The 19,587-nt window shown below is 29.8% G+C and carries 17 protein-coding genes and 3 tRNA genes; 1 reads left to right on the top strand and 19 read right to left on the bottom strand.

From position 1 onward, the window contains the following. Positions 1–161 precede the first annotated feature (161 nt). From CLJU_RS14020 to CLJU_RS21745, 11 genes are all read right to left on the bottom strand, one after another. A complete protein-coding gene (locus CLJU_RS14020) occupies positions 162–2,363 on the bottom strand; it encodes an ATP-dependent helicase (protein ID WP_013239481.1) in 2,202 nt (733 codons plus the stop codon). Beyond that, positions 2,360–4,369: a UvrD-helicase domain-containing protein gene (locus CLJU_RS14025; RefSeq protein WP_013239482.1), complete on the bottom strand. Its 2,010-nt coding sequence runs from the start codon at positions 4,367–4,369 to the stop codon at positions 2,360–2,362. Before CLJU_RS14025 ends, CLJU_RS14020 begins: the two co-directional genes overlap by 4 nt. An 85-nt stretch (positions 4,370–4,454) precedes the next feature. Next, on the bottom strand, positions 4,455–5,639 hold the full coding sequence (locus CLJU_RS14030; protein WP_013239483.1) for an SAM-dependent methyltransferase: 1,185 nt from the start codon (positions 5,637–5,639) through the stop codon (positions 4,455–4,457). 73 nt (positions 5,640–5,712) lie between these two features. Beyond that, positions 5,713–7,041, bottom strand: a complete 1,329-nt coding sequence (locus CLJU_RS14035; RefSeq protein ID WP_013239484.1) for a hemolysin family protein — start codon at positions 7,039–7,041, stop codon at positions 5,713–5,715. 165 nt (positions 7,042–7,206) lie between these two features. Continuing rightward, positions 7,207–7,291, bottom strand: a tRNA-Leu gene (locus CLJU_RS14040). Between the two features lie 71 nt (positions 7,292–7,362). Then, positions 7,363–7,438 (bottom strand) — tRNA-Lys (locus CLJU_RS14045). A gap of 2 nt (positions 7,439–7,440) precedes the next feature. After that, positions 7,441–7,515 (bottom strand) — tRNA-Gln (locus CLJU_RS14050). Between the two features lie 275 nt (positions 7,516–7,790). Further along, the gene (locus tag CLJU_RS14055; protein ID WP_013239485.1) at positions 7,791–7,964 is read right to left on the bottom strand and encodes an aspartyl-phosphate phosphatase Spo0E family protein; all 174 of its coding nucleotides are present in this window, start codon (positions 7,962–7,964) and stop codon (positions 7,791–7,793) included. Positions 7,965–8,114: 150 nt separating this feature from the next. Further along, complete coding sequence (locus CLJU_RS14060) at positions 8,115–8,666, bottom strand: accessory gene regulator B family protein (RefSeq protein ID WP_013239486.1); 552 nt, start codon at positions 8,664–8,666, stop codon at positions 8,115–8,117. 4 nt (positions 8,667–8,670) lie between these two features. Further along, complete coding sequence (locus tag CLJU_RS14065; RefSeq protein ID WP_023161990.1) at positions 8,671–9,939, bottom strand: sensor histidine kinase; 1,269 nt, start codon at positions 9,937–9,939, stop codon at positions 8,671–8,673. Positions 9,940–10,079: 140 nt separating this feature from the next. Continuing rightward, complete coding sequence (locus CLJU_RS21745) at positions 10,080–10,223, bottom strand: cyclic lactone autoinducer peptide (protein ID WP_013239488.1); 144 nt, start codon at positions 10,221–10,223, stop codon at positions 10,080–10,082. A gap of 323 nt (positions 10,224–10,546) precedes the next feature. Here CLJU_RS21745 and CLJU_RS14070 point away from each other — a divergent pair, with 323 nt between their 5' ends. Next, positions 10,547–11,248, top strand: a complete 702-nt coding sequence (locus CLJU_RS14070) for a radical SAM protein (protein WP_013239489.1) — start codon at positions 10,547–10,549, stop codon at positions 11,246–11,248. Positions 11,249–11,323: 75 nt separating this feature from the next. Here the strand turns inward: CLJU_RS14070 and CLJU_RS22995 are convergent, their stop codons facing one another. From CLJU_RS22995 to CLJU_RS14105, 8 genes are all read right to left on the bottom strand, one after another. Beyond that, entirely contained in the window at positions 11,324–12,484 is a 1,161-nt protein-coding gene (locus CLJU_RS22995; protein WP_013239490.1) for a putative bifunctional diguanylate cyclase/phosphodiesterase, read from the bottom strand. 2 nt (positions 12,485–12,486) lie between these two features. Then, on the bottom strand, positions 12,487–13,206 hold the full coding sequence (locus tag CLJU_RS23000; protein WP_013239491.1) for a PocR ligand-binding domain-containing protein: 720 nt from the start codon (positions 13,204–13,206) through the stop codon (positions 12,487–12,489). Between the two features lie 166 nt (positions 13,207–13,372). Continuing rightward, a complete protein-coding gene (gene rpsA, locus CLJU_RS14080) occupies positions 13,373–14,551 on the bottom strand; it encodes a 30S ribosomal protein S1 (RefSeq protein ID WP_013239492.1) in 1,179 nt (392 codons plus the stop codon). A 302-nt stretch (positions 14,552–14,853) separates the two neighbouring features. Then, positions 14,854–15,813, bottom strand: a complete 960-nt coding sequence (locus CLJU_RS14085; RefSeq protein ID WP_013239493.1) for a P1 family peptidase — start codon at positions 15,811–15,813, stop codon at positions 14,854–14,856. 83 nt (positions 15,814–15,896) lie between these two features. Next, positions 15,897–16,487 (bottom strand): ECF transporter S component, encoded by a 591-nt coding sequence (locus CLJU_RS14090; RefSeq protein ID WP_029170194.1) that lies wholly within the window; start codon positions 16,485–16,487, stop codon positions 15,897–15,899. A 167-nt stretch (positions 16,488–16,654) separates the two neighbouring features. Further along, on the bottom strand, positions 16,655–18,172 hold the full coding sequence (locus tag CLJU_RS14095; protein WP_013239495.1) for a hypothetical protein: 1,518 nt from the start codon (positions 18,170–18,172) through the stop codon (positions 16,655–16,657). Positions 18,173–18,310: 138 nt separating this feature from the next. Further along, positions 18,311–18,508: an alpha/beta-type small acid-soluble spore protein gene (locus tag CLJU_RS14100; protein WP_013239496.1), complete on the bottom strand. Its 198-nt coding sequence runs from the start codon at positions 18,506–18,508 to the stop codon at positions 18,311–18,313. Positions 18,509–18,748: 240 nt separating this feature from the next. Then, positions 18,749–19,585: an energy-coupling factor ABC transporter ATP-binding protein gene (locus tag CLJU_RS14105; RefSeq protein ID WP_013239497.1), complete on the bottom strand. Its 837-nt coding sequence runs from the start codon at positions 19,583–19,585 to the stop codon at positions 18,749–18,751. Positions 19,586–19,587: the final 2 nt, after the last annotated feature.

Here is a 19,587-nt window from a genome sequence, read left to right on the forward strand (position 1 = left end):
ACCAAATCAAAGATTTGGGATATCTGCTTTTCTCCAAGTGGAAGTAAAGAGTAGCTAGATCCCTGGATAACGATTTTTCCTAAAGGACAACGCCTTCTAAGTGCTGAAGCACTAAGAAGCCTGTTAATAAGCATCATGTGGAGCCAAAACTCTATCTGATGCTAAGAACTCTGTTTATTCTCACAAATGAACTTTTTTATGATTTCAAAATACTTAGATGGGCAATCTTTTTTGTTTTCATCATAGTGGGCCATAAGTATTAAGTATTTCTTTGCCCTGGTTATAGCTACATACAAAAGTCGTATTTTTTCACATATCACTTCTTCCCTAGCCTTTATAATAGGATTGTAGCAAACATCATTTTGAAGTAGTTTTTGCACTTCTGCTTTTCCTATAGCTGTGGGATTTTTAAATTCATCTTTAAAGTAATAGTGTTCTGATCTAAATTTTCCCTTAATACTATAGGGATATATGTAATTATTTAAATACAACAAAAATACGCAGTCCCATTCTAATCCCTTCGATTTATGATAAGTTGTAACCGTGACTTTCTCTGGAACTGGCTCATATCCTCTTATGTCATAAATTACATTGCATATATGTGTAAATGCAGAACTTCTTACATCTAAAAGCTCCTGTGAAATTTCATCCAAAGTCATAGAATTATTTTCAGCATTCTTATGCCTTACATAAGATGCTACATATTGAAGAATAGCTTTATCTTCATTATTTAATTTAAGTTCATAACCTATATATAGAATCAATTCTTGCAAAGGCATATTCAAATTGGCCAATATATCTTTTACCATTCTTAATTTACATATAAAATCTTCAAATATATTCTTGTCTATCTCCTCTAATTTACAAACAGACGTAGTCTTAAATACACTTTCTTTTATTATGTCCTCAATTTTAAAACTTGTAATATTATTAATTATAACATTCTTTTTTTCATTGTCCCCCTCTATAATTTCATACATCAAATCTCTAAATTTCACCGGGCTGTCCGGTTCTCCTAAAAAGCCTAATATTTTCCCCAAAATATTTATGATTTTGAGCCTCTCTGAAGATGTGCTTGACAGTTCATCACATTCTATTTTATTTTTTCTAAGCTCTTCTGCTATTTCTTTTACATGGCTGTTAAAGGGAATCAATATGGCAAGTGTCATATCTGAATGCTTGCTTTTAAAACTTTTTACCACTTCTATAGTCCTTTTTTTCACATCTTCCCAAGAACTCATGCTGTATGCATAGATGCCGTATTCATCAACTTCTGGATTTTTCAAATCTTCTACATCTTCTATAGGATGTATTTTTTGATATCTAAGTGCCTCTCTACATCTTTTCTCTGGATGATTTTTTACGGTGTATTCAACTAAAGAATTAGCTAAATTCATTATATTTCTTGTGCTTCTGCCTGCTCTGTTCATTACATAGTTTTTATCTGCTTCTCTTAAGAATTGTTTAAAATATATGGGATTTGAAGATGTAAAACTTCCCATTATACTTTGATTTAAATCTCCTACCCGAACCAAATTACATTCTCTCTTCTTATTATCTGCACCTACCCTTTCAGAAATAATGGACAGTATATCGCACTGCACCAAATTTGAATCCTGACATTCATCTTCAAATACAAAACTATATTTTTGTTGAAACTTTTTTCTCAAATCCTCATCTGAAATAAGTGCCTTATAAGCAAGTACAAGTATGTCATTATAGTCCACATATCCATTTAGATTCAACATTTTCTCATATCTGAAATAAATATAATTTAAAATATAAATTATGCTATTGTTTCCTAAAAGCTCTCTGTTTTCTTCTACTTTTTCAGGAGTTATTCCGTTTAATTTTAATTCACTTATAAGCACGTCTGATATTTGTAAAAAATCTTTCCACCATCTCTCACTTTTTTCATCATATTTTTTAGTGCCATACTCACTTAAAAGACTTCTGTATATCTTTTCTCCTCCAAGCTTTCTCCATATCTTTACAGCATTATCTAAATAGAAGATCTTCTGTAAATCATCTATGACCTTAAAATTTTCATCTAACCCTGCTGCATCCGGCCTCTCCTGTAATACTTTCATTGCAAGGCCATGTATTGTCATAACTTCATAGTCGCTATTTGAATCTATTCCTCTCTCCTCAAGCATGTGAGAAATTCTATTTTTAAAGTTATTTACAGCACTATTCATGTATGTAACTACAAGTACTTTTCCAGGCTTGTTTAATTTTTCTTCTATTATTTTGCAAACAAGCTGTGCTGTAATAAAGGTTTTCCCTGCCCCAGGCACTGCAGAAACTGCCATAGTACCTCCTTTATATTGCATTATAGGCAGCTGATCATCTCTAAATTTCATATATCCATATATCCTCCATTTTGTTCATATCCCATTTCAGAATATTCACTTCCATATAAATATATTCTACCACTACATTTCCTTAAAAGTGCTTTGGCTACACTATATAAATTTTTCTTTCTATTTCTTGTTTCTATTTCCTCTGTATACACAACATTTTCATTCCAACTCTTCTTTAACACACAGTCATTTGAAAATTTTTTTATATTTCTAGGACTCCACAAATTACTCGTCACATCAGTCCAAATTTGTACAGAACTTTTCATATTACTGGTTAGAAAATTAGAGGCACTGCTTAAAATTATACCTTTTTTTTCAAAATACATATTTTCTATGTCTCTAAAGGAACAAAAACTTTCAGCTTCGTTTATTGCAAAATCTACGAATTTTTGTGATGGGTTATCTATCGTTTTAAATTTATCAAGAGTATTTATAAACCTATCTGCCAATTCACCTAAATTTTCACATATACTTATGTTTTCTCTTGAATCCGGAAGTTCTATCATAATATTTAAAAATATTAGTCTTATAAGCTCTGGCATATCTATACTATCACTTCTAATATTTTTGCTGCAGTTTCTTATCCAATTTACAATATAGTTATATTTAGAGGCTCTCTCATCTCCCATAATGTTCTTTTGAGTATCCGTTAAATCCCCTAGCTTTCGAAAATTTACAACTTCATTAGATAAAATCCATGAAGTTTTTGCATCTGTAACTAAAAGCGTTGAAAAAAACTTTCTATAATCATCCATTGTAAAGTCATATTCTATGTCTTCAATACACATACATATAATCATCATAATGCAGTGAACATATGCATTATCCATCAATTTGTTTTTCTTTCCTAAATTATTGATTTCAAAAGGTGCATCTTTAAACCTACTTTGTAATTCATAACTCAATACAAAATCATTTATAGGACATATAATAGCTATATCTTCCGGAGACGTCCCATCATCTATAAGCTCCTTTAATTTATCTCCGATTTTTTCAATCATTTCACTTCTTAGGGAGGCGCCTATATCCGTATAAATATTATCTGAGTATTTGAATTTATTGGGACTTTCTAAAATGTGACAAAACTCAGAACTACATAAAAAATGTTCCTCTAAATTTATAAGTTTACCGTTAAAAAATTTACTTTTCTTTATAAAATCTATATCTGAACCATTGGAATTGCAAAACCCTGCCTCCATGTTAGAAAAAAAGTAACACCTATGTGCATTTTTAGAAATTACTTCTACTAAATTAAGTTCAGCAGCACACATTTCATCCATGTCATCTACCAGTACATATTTTATATTCCGAAGCTTTTTTAAATAACCTTCATCTTTAAGTAAATATTTGTTATAAAGTTGTATTGCCATAGCTATATCAATAGTTCCTGAATTCAAAAAACTTTTTGCGTAATGCATTATTACTTCATCCATCTTATCAAAATTCTGAGCATTTACATTTTTCTTCAATTTTAAAGAATTATATAACCTGTGTCCTATTTTATCCATATCAATTAATGAACATGCAGCTTGACTCATGTTTGAAACGAAAATGCCAGCCATTTTTTTAGACTCCACTGTTACATCTAAAAAGTATCCTTTTCTTTTTCTATAATAATCAATTAGCATTTTCATCATGTACTTTGAAGTATCATAATTTACAAATTCAGGTCGTATTTCACTTTTTCCTATAAGTTTACAGCTTTTTTCAATAATTGGCCAATATTTTATAATTTCTTCTTTTACAAAATTAGCATAAGTTTTTATTTTACACTGACCGCAAAAATTAAAAGAAATATTCCTCCTCCATGCTATTATCTGATTTAAATTCATAACAAATATTAAAATCTCTTCACTTTTAATTTTTTGAGATTCAATCATATGTCTATATTTTTCTTGTGCTAAAGTAGTTTTGCCACTGCCGCTTATTCCATCTATAACAAGACTATTTCCTTGGAAATCATTTTTAAAAAGTATTTCTCTTATTTCTTCATACTTTATTTTCATCACCCACTTTTTTAAATTAATTTTTTTAATGAGTAATTATACTACTTAAAAAATCAGGGTCTATAACCCTGATTTTACAATAATTTTAATCTTCATACAAATATTTTCTTGTCATTGGCAATTCATTATTAAGTCCTTTTGTAAATACAAACTGATGTATATCTACTACCCCGTAATGAAATGAAGCAGCACAGGCATTTAAGTAAAGTCTCCACATTCTTATAAATCTAGTATCCTTCATTTTTTTAACTTCATCTATAGCACCTTCAAAATTTTCAGCCCAACATTTTAATGTTTTAAAATAATGAAGTCTCAAACTTTCTGCATCCACAAGGTGAAGATCATTATCTGCCATTAAACTAACTAACTCTCTTATAGATGGTATATATCCTCCTGGGAATATGTATCTCTTTATCCATTCATTCACTTCTCCTTCTGTTTGTGCAGTAATACAATGAAGAAGTGATACTCCTCCTGGATTTAGCATATCTCTTACATCTTCCATATAAGTGGACAGATTTTTTCTTCCCACATGTTCAATCATTCCTACACTTACTATTCTATCAAATTTTTGTTTTTTATCTGCAAGTTCTCTATAATCTGCAAGTTTAACTTCAACTTTTCCCTGCAAATTATTTTCCTCTATTCTTTCATTTGCCTTTTTTAACTGTTCCTTACTTAAAGTTATACCTACAGCCTTTACTCCATATTTTTTTGCAGCCATGAGAATGAGTTCTCCCCATCCACATCCTATATCTAAAAGTGTTTGTCCCTCTTTTAAATTAAGCTTTTTCAATATATGATCTACCTTATTTAATTGTGCCTGATAAAGGGAATCATTTTCATGCTTAAAATATGCACAAGAATAACTCATTGTTTTATCAAGCCATAAACTGTAGAAATCATTTCCCTGGTCATAGTGATACTGTACATCAGTTTTGCTTCTCTTTAAAGTATTTGGAAGTATTTTGTACACTTTAGAAAATATATCCGCTTTATTTAAAAAGCTTTCTCTATTCTTATATACTGATTCTAATATTTCTCTAATATTTCCTTCAAAATCAAGAATCCCGTCCATATATGCCTCTCCTAGAGTAAGAAAAGGATCTCGCAATATGTCTTTTTCAGAAATGGGCTTATTCATACATACTTTAAATTTTATGTCTCCCTCTCCATACTTTTCTTCAGAACCATCCCAATACTTAACTGCTACAGTGTCCGAAAAGGCACTTTGTAAAAATTTTCTAAAAAATATTTTATCTAATCCCATATCTTTATATCTTCCTTTCTTGAAAAATAAAACTATATTTAAAATAGATATATACTACACAACAATCACACATTTAATTTTCATTACTATGACTTTCATTTGGAATATATATCTTTAAGCTCTCTATTCTCTTCTCATCTACTTTTTCCACTTTAAAAATTATATTTTCATATTCAACTGTATTTTCTTCCCCTTCTTTAGGAATGCTTCCTAAAAGTTCTATTACAAAACCACCTATAGTATCTGAATTATCTGATTCCAATTCTAAATTTAAAAATTCATTTACTTCATCTATTGATACTAATCCACTTACTAGATAAGTATCCTGATCAATTTTATTTATATACTGGTCATTATCATCATACTCATCAAAGATATTTCCCATTACCTCTTCAATCAAGTCTTCTATAGTTACAATTCCAGAAAATCCACCATATTCATCAATTAAAATTGCCATATGATTTTTAGTATTTTGGAGCTCTTTAAAAAGTACATCTATATTTTTATTTTCCGGTATAAAATAAGGAGTTCTGAGCAGTGGTTCTATATCTACATTATCTGCAGAAGTTTTCATAAGCTTCACAAATAGATCCTTAACATACAATATACCTATTATATTGTCTATATCATCTCTATAAACAGGTATTCTAGAATATTTTTCTTCAATAATACTTTCAATAGTACCCGAATCTATGTCATTTATATCTATAACAAATACTTCTGTTCTAGGAGTCATAACTTCTTTTGCTAGTTTATCATCGAATTTAAATATTCCCTCTATCATTTTCTTTTCAGATTGATTAAAAACTCCTGTTTCCTGTCCAAGTTCTATCATTGATCTAATTTCTTCTTCAGATACTTCATCTTCAATATTTTCTGTACTTATATTACATATTTTTAAAAGGACATTAGTAGAACCTGAAAGTAATTTTACAAAGGGTAGCATCAACTTACTTATAAACAAAGTTGGATTTATTAATGCCATTGATATTGTTTCTGATTTTTGAAGTGCAATTCTCTTTGGAAATAATTCTCCAAATACAAGAGTAACATAAGATAATAGCACTGTAATTATAATTACAGACAGTTTGTCACTATAGGGAACGTGAAGTTTACCCAAAAAAAATGAAAACTTCTCCGATAAGGTAGTAGCTGCAAACGCACTAGCTAAAAATCCAGCAAGAGTTATTCCCACCTGTATAGTAGCTAGAAAATTGTTTGGTTCTTTTAATAATTTCAATATCCTCTTTGCCTTTTTATTCCCCTCTTCTGCTAAATAATTAATTCTACTTTTGTTTAAAGCAACTATAGCCATTTCTATGGCTGAAAAAAATGCATTAATCACCGTGAGTACTAATAACAACATAAGTTCGAATATTATACTCTGCCAGGTAACATCCATGCCCACAATCGTCCTTTCATCTATTTTTTAGATAATAAAATAAATAGGAATTAGATGATAAGTCTAATTCCTGCAATAAAATCCTTTTATTATACTTGTGTGTAACTTACAAGCCATTCTTATCATTTATAACTTGAATATAACTTGAACCTTCTTGTAAATCAATGGTGCAGGTGAAGGGAGTCGAACCCCCACGCCGTAAAGCGCTAGATCCTAAGTCTAGTGCGTCTGCCAATTCCGCCACACCTGCATATATAAAAAATAAATATTAGGATTTTTCCACGTTACAACTTTACCACAAAACTACAACCTCGATTGAATTGGTGGCTTACCGGGGAATCGAACCCCGGGCAACATGATTAAAAGTCATGTGCTCTACCAACTGAGCTAGTAAACCATTGGCTGGGATGGCAGGATTTGAACCTACGAATGATGGAGTCAAAGTCCATTGCCTTACCACTTGGCTACACCCCAACGTTAAACAGATTTCCTTCTTCTTATATATGAATAAGTATCCATAAAGCAAAAACACTATAGAAATCATTAATTTACAGGTTATATACTTAAGTGTACTAATTTATTCCTCTACCTATAAAAACTAGGGAATTTTTTGTAACTGCAAGATATATTATAAAACACAACAAATATAATGTCAATAGTTTTTTTGTTTTAATAATTGTTACCCTTTATTATTTCCTAGTATGTTAACTTTTATATAGATAAGAGAGACATTTTGTCTCTCTCTTTTGTTAATTGCCTGTTTTGTTTTTAATTATTTTATTGTATTCATTTAAAATTGAATCCAACATTTGACTTGCAACAATCACTTCTGGATCGAGCAAATTTTTCTTTTGCTCAATTAAATTCTCTAGTTCTTTTCTTAATTCAGTTATTTTTTGCAATATTCTTTCAATTTCGCTCATATTATTCCCTCCTCTCTCAAATTAGTATAGAAAGGAAGGAATTTCTTATAAATATTAATCTATTGGGAATACCACCATAGTATTGACTAATTGTATTTAAAAGTAAAAAAATAAGAACTGGTAAATACCAGTTCTAAATAAAATTATCAATTATTTAAATTTACCAACAATCATAAATACTGCTGCACTAACAATAGATATTACTGCAGTATTAAAAAACTTATGTGGTAAAAAGTAGGATAATATAATTAAAAAGGACGTAATTATTATAGAAGCATATTTAAGCTTCATTCTACGTTCTTTACTTTTTATTCTTTTGTTAATATTATCTACAGGAGAAAAAATACAAATAAGTACAAAGGAAATAAACTGCAGCATCAACAATATGTATGTATTAAATGAAATATATTTTCCAACAATTATTATAGATAAAAATGCAATAAAACTAATGAAAAAGCATCCCCAATAGGTTTTTGCATGATACCCTCCTGAAAATATCCTAATTGGGCAAAAAAATATAAGAATAACTATATAATACTGATGCAATGAAAACAGCCAAAATATAATAAAATATGGAATAATCTTTGTTATCTCATCAAAAATACAAAGCAATCCATACTCCATCTTTTTTAGTTCTAAATCAGAAAATTGAGGATTTGTTTCAGAAATTTTTTTTACTATAGCTCCTATAAGTTCATCCATTTATCTATCCTTCTATCTTAAATCTTATTGTGAATTTAGTAATTTCCGGACTACTTTCCACACATATACTTCCATCGTTTTTTTCAACTAGTTGTTTAATAATATATAATCCAAAACCATGGTCACTTTTTTTGCTAGTTTTCGTAGAGAAGCCTTTATCAAAAATCTTTTTTTTCGCATTTTCTGAAATAACCTCCCCATTGTCAGCTACTTCAATGCAAAAATCTTTATGCTCTCTAAAAGTACTTACAGCTATTTCTTTATAATCCGTATATGATTTAGATTGGAATGCCTCAAAAGCATTGTCTACTAGATTACTTATAATGCTTATCAACTCATCCTGTCTAATTTTTATCAAATCAAAAGGTTCATCAATCATCACTTCAAAATCTATATTATTTTTCATAGCATAGTTATTTTTGATAGACAATAGCCCATCTATGTAATCATTTCCTGTATCTAAGTACTTAAAAGAAGAATGTACAGTATCTGAAATTTTTAACACATAGTCGTTTATTTTTTCAACAGTGTTAGGTTTATTTAACATGCATAGCCCTTGTATGACATTTATGTGATTGGCAAAATCGTGTTTTTCCTGTCTTATTATACTAATTATTTCTTCCATATTTTTAATTTGGCTTTCTTGAACTTTATACTTAGCATTTATGTTTACAAGGGTCTGTTTTTCCTTTAAGCTTCTAAACTTTGCTATTAAAAATACAAAATAAATACTAAAAATAATAATATTATAGATTTGAATATTGCCTATATTAAAAATACCATAATTAATACAAAATACAAATAGAGCAAATACACCTAATTCAATTATTAAATTATCAAAGATAAGACCTTCTTTTTCGAATAATTTAAGTTTAGTAAAACATAAGTTGAATTTAAAGATCATTGATACAGTAAATATTTGTAACACTTTCGAAACTATTATAAAAATCCAAAGATATTTAGAATTCAAAAAAATCTGATTCAGATCTATGTTAAACACAAACATTTCAATGGTCTGAACAAGAAATTCCGTGGTAAAAATTATTGTAATAAATAAGCATACTATAATTGTAGAATCAAAAATCCTTATTTTTACAGTTAATGAGAGTAATAAAATATCAAATATTATAGGAATTAACGAATGATATGATGCTGACACATGAAATGTGCTCCAATAAGTTACAAAAGTAAACAATATACAAAATAATCCTGCTTTAATTTTATTCTGTATTATAAATTTTTTTTCGTCACATAATGACTCAAAAATTTTCAAAAGAAGTACTGCTTCTATAACATCTAGTATTATTTCTCTTATAATAAGATACGTATGAATTCCTCCTTTGTTTTATGATACTTTACAAATCTGCTGATTGAAAACTTTTAATCAGCAGTATTTGTAAAAAAACTAAGTAATTACTTTAAGAATTCATCAGGACATTTTGGTTGATAAGCACCACCTGTTGATGTTGGTACTATAACTATTGCTGCCAAAAATAAGGATAATGAACCTACTACCTTCATTGTCTTACTTAGTAAAGATTTTTTTAAATTTTTCATTTCATACACTCCTTTAGTAAAAATTTTGTAATTATATAGCTCATTTTATATATTCTACAATATATTGTGTTTTCCTCCCTCAATTTATAAAAAAGTAACATTTATCTAAAAAATTATTTTTTTAGATAAATGTTACTTAAAATGCAGTCAAAAACTTACAATTAGTAAATATCTAACCATGCCAATAACTCTTCTTTACATCCTTACTAATTTTGTAGTATTATAAACACGCAAATCTTTAAACTGAATAACAAATAACAAATTCTAACAAAACAACTGAACATATTTTAGATAAATGCACTAAGTGTAGGGAGGATTTTAATATGATAAGATATAGCTTAGTAACGCAAAAAAATCCCAGGGAGATTGTTTTACTTAAAGCCTCTCCTTGCATATGGGGGCACTGTAGTTTTTGTGATTACATAGATGACAACAGCACAGACATTAATTCAAATATACTTTTTAATGAGAACATTCTCAAAAAAGTTACAGGAAAATATAAAACTCTAGAGATCATAAATTCAGGAAGCTGCTTTGAATTACCCATTGAAACACTAGAATACATTAAATCTATAGTAGTTTCAAAACACATAAAAAAGTTATTTTTTGAAAGCCACTGGCTTTACAAAGACAGGCTTCATGAAATGGATGATTTTTTTAAAGTACCTATAATATTTAAATGTGGTATCGAAACCTTTGACCATAATTTTAGAAATAAGGTATTACGTAAAGGTGCTGTTTTTTCTGGTCCAGCTGAAGTTGCCAAATATTTTAAGTCCATATGCCTTTTAGTTGGCATAAAAGGACAGACTACTGAAATGATAAAAAAAGATATAGAGTATCTGCTTAAATATTTTCAATATGGATGTGTAAATATATTTACACAAAACTCCACAAGCATAGAAAGAGATGAAAAATTGATAAATTGGTTTAAAGAAAATTATTCCTTTTTGGATGAAGAAAAAAATATAGAAGTACTTTGGAATAATACTGATTTTGGTGTTGGGACTATTTGTAACAGTTAAAAATATACGTTAAATCATTGACTTACCAGAAGGTAAGCCAGCTTTAATGTAATAAATACGAGTGTACTTATTACATTAAAGCTGTTTTTTTAAAAAATCTTTTATATCTTCTGAAGGCATTGGCTTTCCAAAATAATATCCCTGAATTTTGTTACAGTTTTTACCTTTCAAAGATTTAATCTGATTTTCTTCTTCAACACCTTCTGCTACTACTTCCAATTTCATTCTATGAGCAAGTTTTATTATCTCTTCCGTTATAATATCTTCATAATAATCACTGCATATACCATCTATAAAAGTCTTGTCAATTTTAAGCGTATTTATTGGAATACTTTTTAAATAGTTCAAAGAAGAATATCCACTTCCAAAATCATCAAGTGCAACTTTTACTCCCATATTTTTAAGTTCATTTATCACTTTAAGATTACTTTCAAGAGACTCCATCATAACACTTTCAGTTATCTCTATTTCCAAGTATTCTGGTTTTAATTCAGTTTCCTCCAGAACTTTCTTTACCGTATATACAAAATTATCATCTTTAAGTTGTATTGGCGATACATTTATGGATATAAAGTCATAAGAATATCCATTATCCTTCCACATTTTATTTTGAGAACAAGCAGTTTTTAAAACCCATTCTCCTATAGGTATTATAAGCCCTGTTTCCTCTGCCAAATTTATAAATTCTAAAGGCATAACCCATCCTAACTTAGGACTATTCCATCTAATTAAGGCTTCAAAACCTACTACTTTTGTATTCTCCATATCCACTTGAGGTTGATAGTATAGAATAAATTCATTATTTTTTATTGCCTTTCTCAGCTCTTTTTCCATCTCAACTTTTTTCAAAATTTCATTGTACATGGATTTTTCAAACAATTTATAAGAATTTTTACCTAGCAATTTAGTTCTATTTAACGCTATATCTACATTCCTAAGTAAAGTGGCAACTTCCTCTCCGTCCCTAGGATATACAGTTATTCCTACAGTAACCGATATTAAGGTTTCCGTTCCATCTATATTCCAAAGTCCACTTATGGTATTTATTATACACTGAGCTATGTTTTCCAAATGCTGTTTATTATCATATCCATTTTTTAAAATTAAAAACTCACTTCCACCCATCCTTGCAACCATCCCCAAATGCAATTGGCCTAAAACCTCTCCTGTTTTTCTTAACAGTTTATCTCCATACTCATATCCAAAGATATCGTTTATATTTTTAAAATTATCCAAGTCTATTTGGAATATAGAAAAATTATCCCCTGATTTTTTTCTATTCTCTTTTCAACTTCCTTTTTGAAAAGATTCCAATTAGGTAAGTTAGTTAATTGATCATAATAGGCTAATTTTTTTATCCCATCATATTTAGATCTAAGCTGCCGTTCTGATGCACATAATTGTTCATATATACCAAAAAGTTCTACATAACTTTGATTTAGCTTTTTATTTATATCCAAATCCATGATAAATTCATCTTCCGTCTTTTGTGCTAGTATCAACCCATAATGAAAAAACTGGGTAATTTTTTCAATGTACCTTTCCGAAATAACAGGTGTATTTTTTATTAGAAGCTTATATTTTCTTTCATCAAAGTTAGATTCTTCAAATTTAACTTTAAAACAATCTTTATCAGACTTTTCAATAAAAACAGGGTTTAAAAAAATTGTGCCAATATGCTCCTCGTTTATGGTAATTGGTATACCTATGTAAACTAAATTACCATATCCCTTGAAAACTCCTATTTTACTTTCGTTTCTAATTTGATTTAATATATATTCTTCTTTTTTGTTATCGCCTAATTTATCAAATATATGTATGTATTTTTGTGAATTTATATTAAGTATTTCTCCACTTATATCTTTTACATAACAAGCTATTGAAGTTATAGAATAAAATCTTTCCATTAAATTTTTAAGTTCGGATATATTTATCATATCAGCTAATACAAAGGCCATATGGGCACCAACTTTCATCCTCATTTATTTACAGGAATTGTAAAATATATTTTACTATCTAAATTTTTACTATTATAATCATATTGCAAAACTTTACTTGAAAGTGTTAATAAATTTGCATATTGTCTTTAAATTATATAATCATTTCATCATTTTGAAAACACTTTTATTCAAATTTTATGTTTTTTAATTTATCTTTTAGTAAATCCCCCAGGGTAACTCCACTTTCATCTTCATCTAAATACTGTTTAAAATTATCTTTAGGCTTATCCACTGCATCTTTTATACTAAGGGATATTCTACTATCTTTTGTATTTATATCTAATATTTTTACTTTTACTCTATCTCCTACTTTTAATACATCAGATGGTTTTGCAATATGTTCTTCAGATATTTCTGAAATATGGACAAGTCCTTCTACTCCTGGTTCAATTTCTACAAATGCACCTATATTTATAATCTTGCTTACAGTTCCCTCTATTATATCATTTACGTTATACTTTTCATCCATATTATCCCATGGATTTTTTTTCGTATCCTTTAAGGAAAGTGATATTCTATTTTTATCTTTATCTGCATTCAGCACATATACCTCTACACAATCCCCAACAGATACTACTTCAGAAGGATTTTTTATTCTTCTCCAGGAAAGTTCTGAAATATGTGCAAGCCCTTCTACACCACCTAGATCAATAAAAGCTCCAAATCCAGTTAGCCTGCTTACTACTCCTTTAACCTTATCTCCTTTAGATATGCTGCTCCAAAGTTTTTCTTTTTTCTTTTCAAACTCTAGTTTTTCTACTTCTTTCCTAGATAACACAATTCTTGATTTACTTTTATCCAGTTCTATTATCTTCACCAAAAGAGTTTTTCCTAAAAATTCGTTTAAATCACTAACATATTTAACTGAAAGTTGTGAAGCTGGTATAAACGCTCTAAGGCCATATAAATCAGCGATTACTCCACCCTTTACTACTTGTTTTACCACTATTTCAAATGCTTTGTCATCCTTTAGCACCTCAGTAAGTCTGTCCCAACATATTTCTCTATCTGCTTTAATTTTTGACAACAGTACATTTCCATCTTCATCATTTGTTTTAATTACATAAACGTATATCTCATCCCCAACTTTTAGAACTTCATCCACATTTACATTTTCATCTTTACATAATTCACTTTTAGGTAATACTCCATCAACTATGTAGCCAATATTTACCATGGCCTGTTCATCGGTTACAGAAATTACTTTACCTTTTACTACTTCTCCACTTCTCACATTTTTCATAGATGAATCAATTTGATCCATAACTTCGTTCATTGAATTTAATTCATTATCATTGCCCATTAAATTCCATCTCCCATTCTGTTATAGTTATAGTTTAATTTTTACTTAAAATCACTATATCATTTTAACAATTATATTCTATCACAAATGCTATATAAAGTTACATTTATCCGATGACTACCTGCTCTAATACTCCTACTTCTCCAAGTAAGAGTAAAGAGCAGCTACGTCCCTGGATAACGATTTTCCCTAAAGGATAACGCCTTCTAAGTGCTGAAGCACTAAGAATCCTGTTAATAAACATCAGGTGGAGTCAAAACTCCATCTGATGGCAAGAACTCTGTTTATGTAGTTATACATACTTAAAGGTCTTTATAACTTTTATATTGTAAAATTGAATCTGCACTTTTTACAGCTCTTACAATAGCTTTTTCCATAACTTCAGCAGCTAAAAATCCAACTACACTTAAATCAGCTTCTATTTTTCCACATGACGCAGCAAAAATAGTATCTCCATCAAACATAGAGTGGGCAGGTCTTATTGCTCTTCCATAGCCATTATGTGCCATTGAAGCAACTTTATTCATTTGTGTTTTTGTGAAATTTCCATTAGTTACCACAGCCCCAATAGTAGTATTTCCACTAAACAAATTCTTCTTTTCAGAATATCTTTTAAGCATTACTTTTTCAGTGCCTGCAAAAGATTTTTTATCCTCATTTAAGGCTCCTGCAATTATACTCTGACTCTTGCTATCTATTACATCTCCAAGACAATTAACTGCAACTACAGCTCCTACCTTAAGTTCTCCAACCTGAATTGCAAAAGTTCCAAGTCCGCCCTTCATGGCATGTTCATTTCCAAGTATTTTTCCTACAGTTGCACCTGCTCCAGCACCTACATTTCCATTTTCACATAAATTCAATTCTGAATTTTTACAGGCTTCATATCCCATAGTCTTATCTGGTCTTACTCTAAAATCTCCTATATTCAAATCAAATAAAACAGCTCCACAAACTATAGGCACTTTTGTAACTGATACATCAAAACCAATACTCTTCTCTTCTAAGTACTGCATTACTCCTCCTGCTGCATCAAGTCCAAAAGCACTTCCTCCTGCAAGTACTACGGCATGAATTTTATCTACTAAGTTTACGGGATTTAAGAGATCAGTTTCCCTTGTACCTGGAGAACCTCCCCTTACATCAACTCCAGCGCTTGCTCCTTCTTCAAACACAAGTACAGTACAACCTGTAGGTCCATTTAACTTTTGAGAATTTCCTATTCTCATTCCTTCTATGCTATTAAATGTTATTTCTTTCACCTTTTCCTCCTATATCAAAACCCTAAGCTAAAAGCTTAGGGTTTATTTCTATATTATCAATTTAAGATAAAACGTAATTGCATCTATTTGTGTTTTATCTTAGTAACTGCAGTAACTACAGATATTGTAATAAGTATACATAAAATCATTTCAGGTATACCATTTGTAACACCTACAGCTATAATTCCCTTTTGGGCAGCACTTGAACTTATATTCAAAGCCTTTGCATAAGATCCAAGATATATAATATATATCATTCCTAAAACCCCAATAGTATTCATCAATGAGCCTACTGCTGAAGCTATTCCTATAGGAATAATCTTTTTCTTCATACTAAAGCACCTGTATACATAATAAGGTATTATACCTATGAGTACTCTAGGTAAAACTGATACCAGTGGATTCATAAATACAAAAGAAACTGGTGTAGGTGCAGTTATAGACTGAATCACACTAAATATACCGAAAATAAGCCCTACTGAGGCACCAACTATAGGTCCTTCTAAAATAGAACCTATTATGACAGGTACATGCATTATGGTGGCTTTCACCGGTGGAATAGGTATAAACCCCAGTCCTGTAATTCCAAGTACAATAGAAATTCCAGACAGCATTCCAATTACAGTAATCTGTCTAATTCCAAACTTTGAATGACTTTTTATTTGTCTTTCCATAATTTTTTCCGTTGCTGTTCTTGGCCATTTAAAAGAAAATGCCTTATGTAGATACAGCACGGATCCTCCTTTATAAAATTTAGTTCAGTTTTATTCCAATAAATACTGACGATTTAATTTTATCATGTTTAACCAAAAGTTCAATATATAAATCATAAATATAGAATTTAATCTCTTTTTATTGGAAAGCCATCTTTAAAACATTCCTTAGGATACAGTAAATTTATTACCTTTTCCCTACTGCATTTTCCGTTTTTCATAAATACATCAGGTATTCCTTTCAAATAAACCCGTACATTTCCTTTAGGAAATATATCACATACATTTTTTATGCATTCTACAACAGAATTATTTTTAGATTTTCTTATGTACTCATCTATTTTTTCTCCCTTTAGCCAATCAGCCCCTTTATATTTGTCATCATAGTTTATAACTGTACATTTCAATTTTTCTTTATCATTTCCCGATATAGATGACATAAAAAAAGTTTTAACCATAATATCATCTATAGGCAAACTATATCCAGCAAAAATTATATGCTTTGCATTTTTTATAAGAAGTCCCATCTCGGTTTTTAACTCTTCTAAAGCAGGTATATTCTTTTTTTTAGAAAGGCTCTGTATTATAAGTGTCATATCATAGGGATAGGTTATCTGTCCACAATAAGGACATTCTATTGCTCCTCTTTTATTTAACTTTTCCTTAGGTGTTCTATACTTCCAATTTTTTTGTAAAGGTTTTAAGATGGAGGGTCCAAAAATTTCTGAAGATAATCTATCCCATTTTTCCGCAAAAGTTACTATAGATTTCCCACACTCAGGACAAATCCTTGATCCAAACATTCCATGAGGAAATAATACTTTACCTATTCTCATTGTTCTAGAAGGATAGCTATAATCATTTATAACCTTGCACTGGGATTCATTGGTAGTATACCGTATTTCGCATTCATTTTCGTCTAATCCAGCAGAAGCTATTTGAGTTCCAAAATCATCATATAGCTGAAGCTTTAATCCATTTTTTAAATAGGTAGGATTCCTGTTCACTTCTTTGTGCACATTAAATATGTTCCAAAGTATTACAGGATCCCAATTAAAAGATATTATAGCATAGGAATAAAGGTAAAACCTCCTTGTATCCATTTTGTACCCTCTGCTTTCAAATGTTTTTGCCTCCTCTACCATAAGCTCAGCAAGAATTTTTCCAAATTGATAATAAGGTTCCATTTTTTCTTCATCCATACATCCCGGTACCTTTTGTATACTTAATCTTTCTAATTCTTCAATAAGAAGTATAAGACATCTTTTAGCTGCCTGTACTCTCTCAACTCTTAAAAATTTCCTCTTTCCATCACAAAATGCATTAAAGCCCATGTTATTATCAATAAGTTGATCTAACATAGTAAATAATTCATGCATATTAAACTTAGTATTTGTACTTATTATAGTTTCAAGGGCCTTAAAGTCATAGACTTTTGACAATTTAGGGTCCTTAATTAGATCTTCTGTTACTAATTTTTTAAAAGCGCTTGCTAGTTTTTCGTCTTTATCTTCCAAAAATGAAAAATCATTTTTACTGATTTTTAGAACCAATTGTATTAACTCACTTGTAGGATGAAGTCCCAAATTTTTAGTAGCACCAGCTCCCCATAATACTACCGTTTCAGGCCAATATTTTTCAGGCATAAACCCATCTCCCTCCTTTAATTTAATTTTAATTAATTACTATTTTTCAAATATATATATTATACCACCGCAAAACATTTCATATAAAAATTAACCGGGAGATTTTTCAATCGCCCGGTCTATTTTTTAATATTTATTCTACTTTAAATTCTGTTCGTAGGATTCTATCATTCTTTTTACCATCTGTCCTCCTACTGATCCAGCTTCTCTTGCTGTAATATCACCATTATATCCATCTTTTAAATCTACTCCAACTTCTCTTGCTGCTTCCATTTTAAATCTATCCAGACCTTCTTTTGCTTCTGGAACTAATGCTCTATTACTTCTACTTGCCATAATTAATTCCCCCTTTAGGATTTTGATAGATTTTTATTGAAGTACTTATTAGTTGTGTATTTAAATTTTGTGCAATTTCAAAATTAATACTCTATTGAATTAATAACAAAAAAGTTAAATTTTAAGCTGCTTTATATTTTCTCGTAAATTCTCTAAAAGTATTTCTAAAATTTAAAAGGCACAAAAATACGGACAATCTTTACTCTTAGGTTGTCCGCAAAAATATTTTTACAATTAAAATTACACTTGAGACTTATTTTTTTCTAAAAAATCCTTTGCTTGTCCAATAGTAAGTGGCAAATCATCAGCATTTAAAATTCCATCTCTATCTAAAATCTCAATTAAATGTGCTACTCTAGGAAGTCTTAAATTAATCTTACGGATAACTTCCTTCTGATTAAATACTTCTTCAGTAGTTCCTCCCATTACGACCTTTCCTTTATCTAGAAGATAAACTTTATCTGCAAGAAGTGGAACTGTATCCACATCATGTGTTGCAAAAATTAGAGTAATTCCAAGTTCTTTATTTATAGAATCCAAAAGCCTAATTAATTTGTGTACTCCTCGTGGATCAAGTGCTGCGGTTGGCTCATCCAATACCATAACTTTTGGTTTCATAGCAAGTACGCTTGCAAGTGCAATTCTCTTTTTTTGTCCACCACTTAAATTGTGAGGGCTTTTATCTTCATACCCTGACATTCCCACTGTTTTTAAAGCCCACTCTATAGTATTCTCTAACTTTTTTCCACTAACTCCCATGTTTAAAAGTCCATAGGCAATTTCCTGCCTGACTGTAGGGTTAAAAAGCTGGTCATCAGAATCCTGAAATACCATTCCCACATTGCGCCTAATCTCTACTAAATTTTTTTTACATACTTCCATACCATTTACAGTGATAGTTCCAGATGTAGGTTTTAAAATTCCATTAAATAGGTGAAAAAGCGTAGACTTTCCCGCACCATTTGGGCCAAGTATTGCTACTTTTTCCCCACTTTTTATTTTCATTTTAATATCTTTAAGCGCCATACTCCCATCACCATAAGCATAACTAACTTGAGACACATCAATAATTTCCATAA

Source organism: Clostridium ljungdahlii DSM 13528 (assembly GCF_000143685.1).
Classification (GTDB): Bacteria; Bacillota; Clostridia; order Clostridiales; family Clostridiaceae; genus Clostridium_B; species Clostridium_B ljungdahlii.

Excerpts from the sequence above, each read along its gene's own strand:
- CLJU_RS21745 (WP_013239488.1), bottom strand. The coding sequence starts at position 10,223 with ATGAAAAATTTAAAAAAATCTTTACTAAGTAAGACAATGAAGGTAGTA.
- CLJU_RS23000 (WP_013239491.1), bottom strand. The coding sequence starts at position 13,206 with ATGGCCTTTGTATTAGCTGATATGATAAATATATCCGAACTTAAAAAT.
- CLJU_RS14070 (WP_013239489.1), top strand. The coding sequence starts at position 10,547 with ATGATAAGATATAGCTTAGTAACGCAAAAAAATCCCAGGGAGATTGTT.
- CLJU_RS14100 (WP_013239496.1), bottom strand. The coding sequence starts at position 18,508 with ATGGCAAGTAGAAGTAATAGAGCATTAGTTCCAGAAGCAAAAGAAGGT.
- CLJU_RS14060 (WP_013239486.1), bottom strand. The coding sequence starts at position 8,666 with ATGGATGAACTTATAGGAGCTATAGTAAAAAAAATTTCTGAAACAAAT.
- rpsA (WP_013239492.1), bottom strand. The coding sequence starts at position 14,551 with ATGGGCAATGATAATGAATTAAATTCAATGAACGAAGTTATGGATCAA.
- CLJU_RS14025 (WP_013239482.1), bottom strand. The coding sequence starts at position 4,369 with ATGAAAATAAAGTATGAAGAAATAAGAGAAATACTTTTTAAAAATGAT.
- CLJU_RS14020 (WP_013239481.1), bottom strand. The coding sequence starts at position 2,363 with ATGAAATTTAGAGATGATCAGCTGCCTATAATGCAATATAAAGGAGGT.
- CLJU_RS14030 (WP_013239483.1), bottom strand. The coding sequence starts at position 5,639 with ATGGGATTAGATAAAATATTTTTTAGAAAATTTTTACAAAGTGCCTTT.
- CLJU_RS14105 (WP_013239497.1), bottom strand. The coding sequence starts at position 19,585 with ATGGAAATTATTGATGTGTCTCAAGTTAGTTATGCTTATGGTGATGGG.
- CLJU_RS14090 (WP_029170194.1), bottom strand. The coding sequence starts at position 16,487 with ATGGAAAGACAAATAAAAAGTCATTCAAAGTTTGGAATTAGACAGATT.
- CLJU_RS14055 (WP_013239485.1), bottom strand. The coding sequence starts at position 7,964 with ATGAGCGAAATTGAAAGAATATTGCAAAAAATAACTGAATTAAGAAAA.
- CLJU_RS14095 (WP_013239495.1), bottom strand. The coding sequence starts at position 18,172 with ATGCCTGAAAAATATTGGCCTGAAACGGTAGTATTATGGGGAGCTGGT.
- CLJU_RS14035 (WP_013239484.1), bottom strand. The coding sequence starts at position 7,041 with ATGGATGTTACCTGGCAGAGTATAATATTCGAACTTATGTTGTTATTA.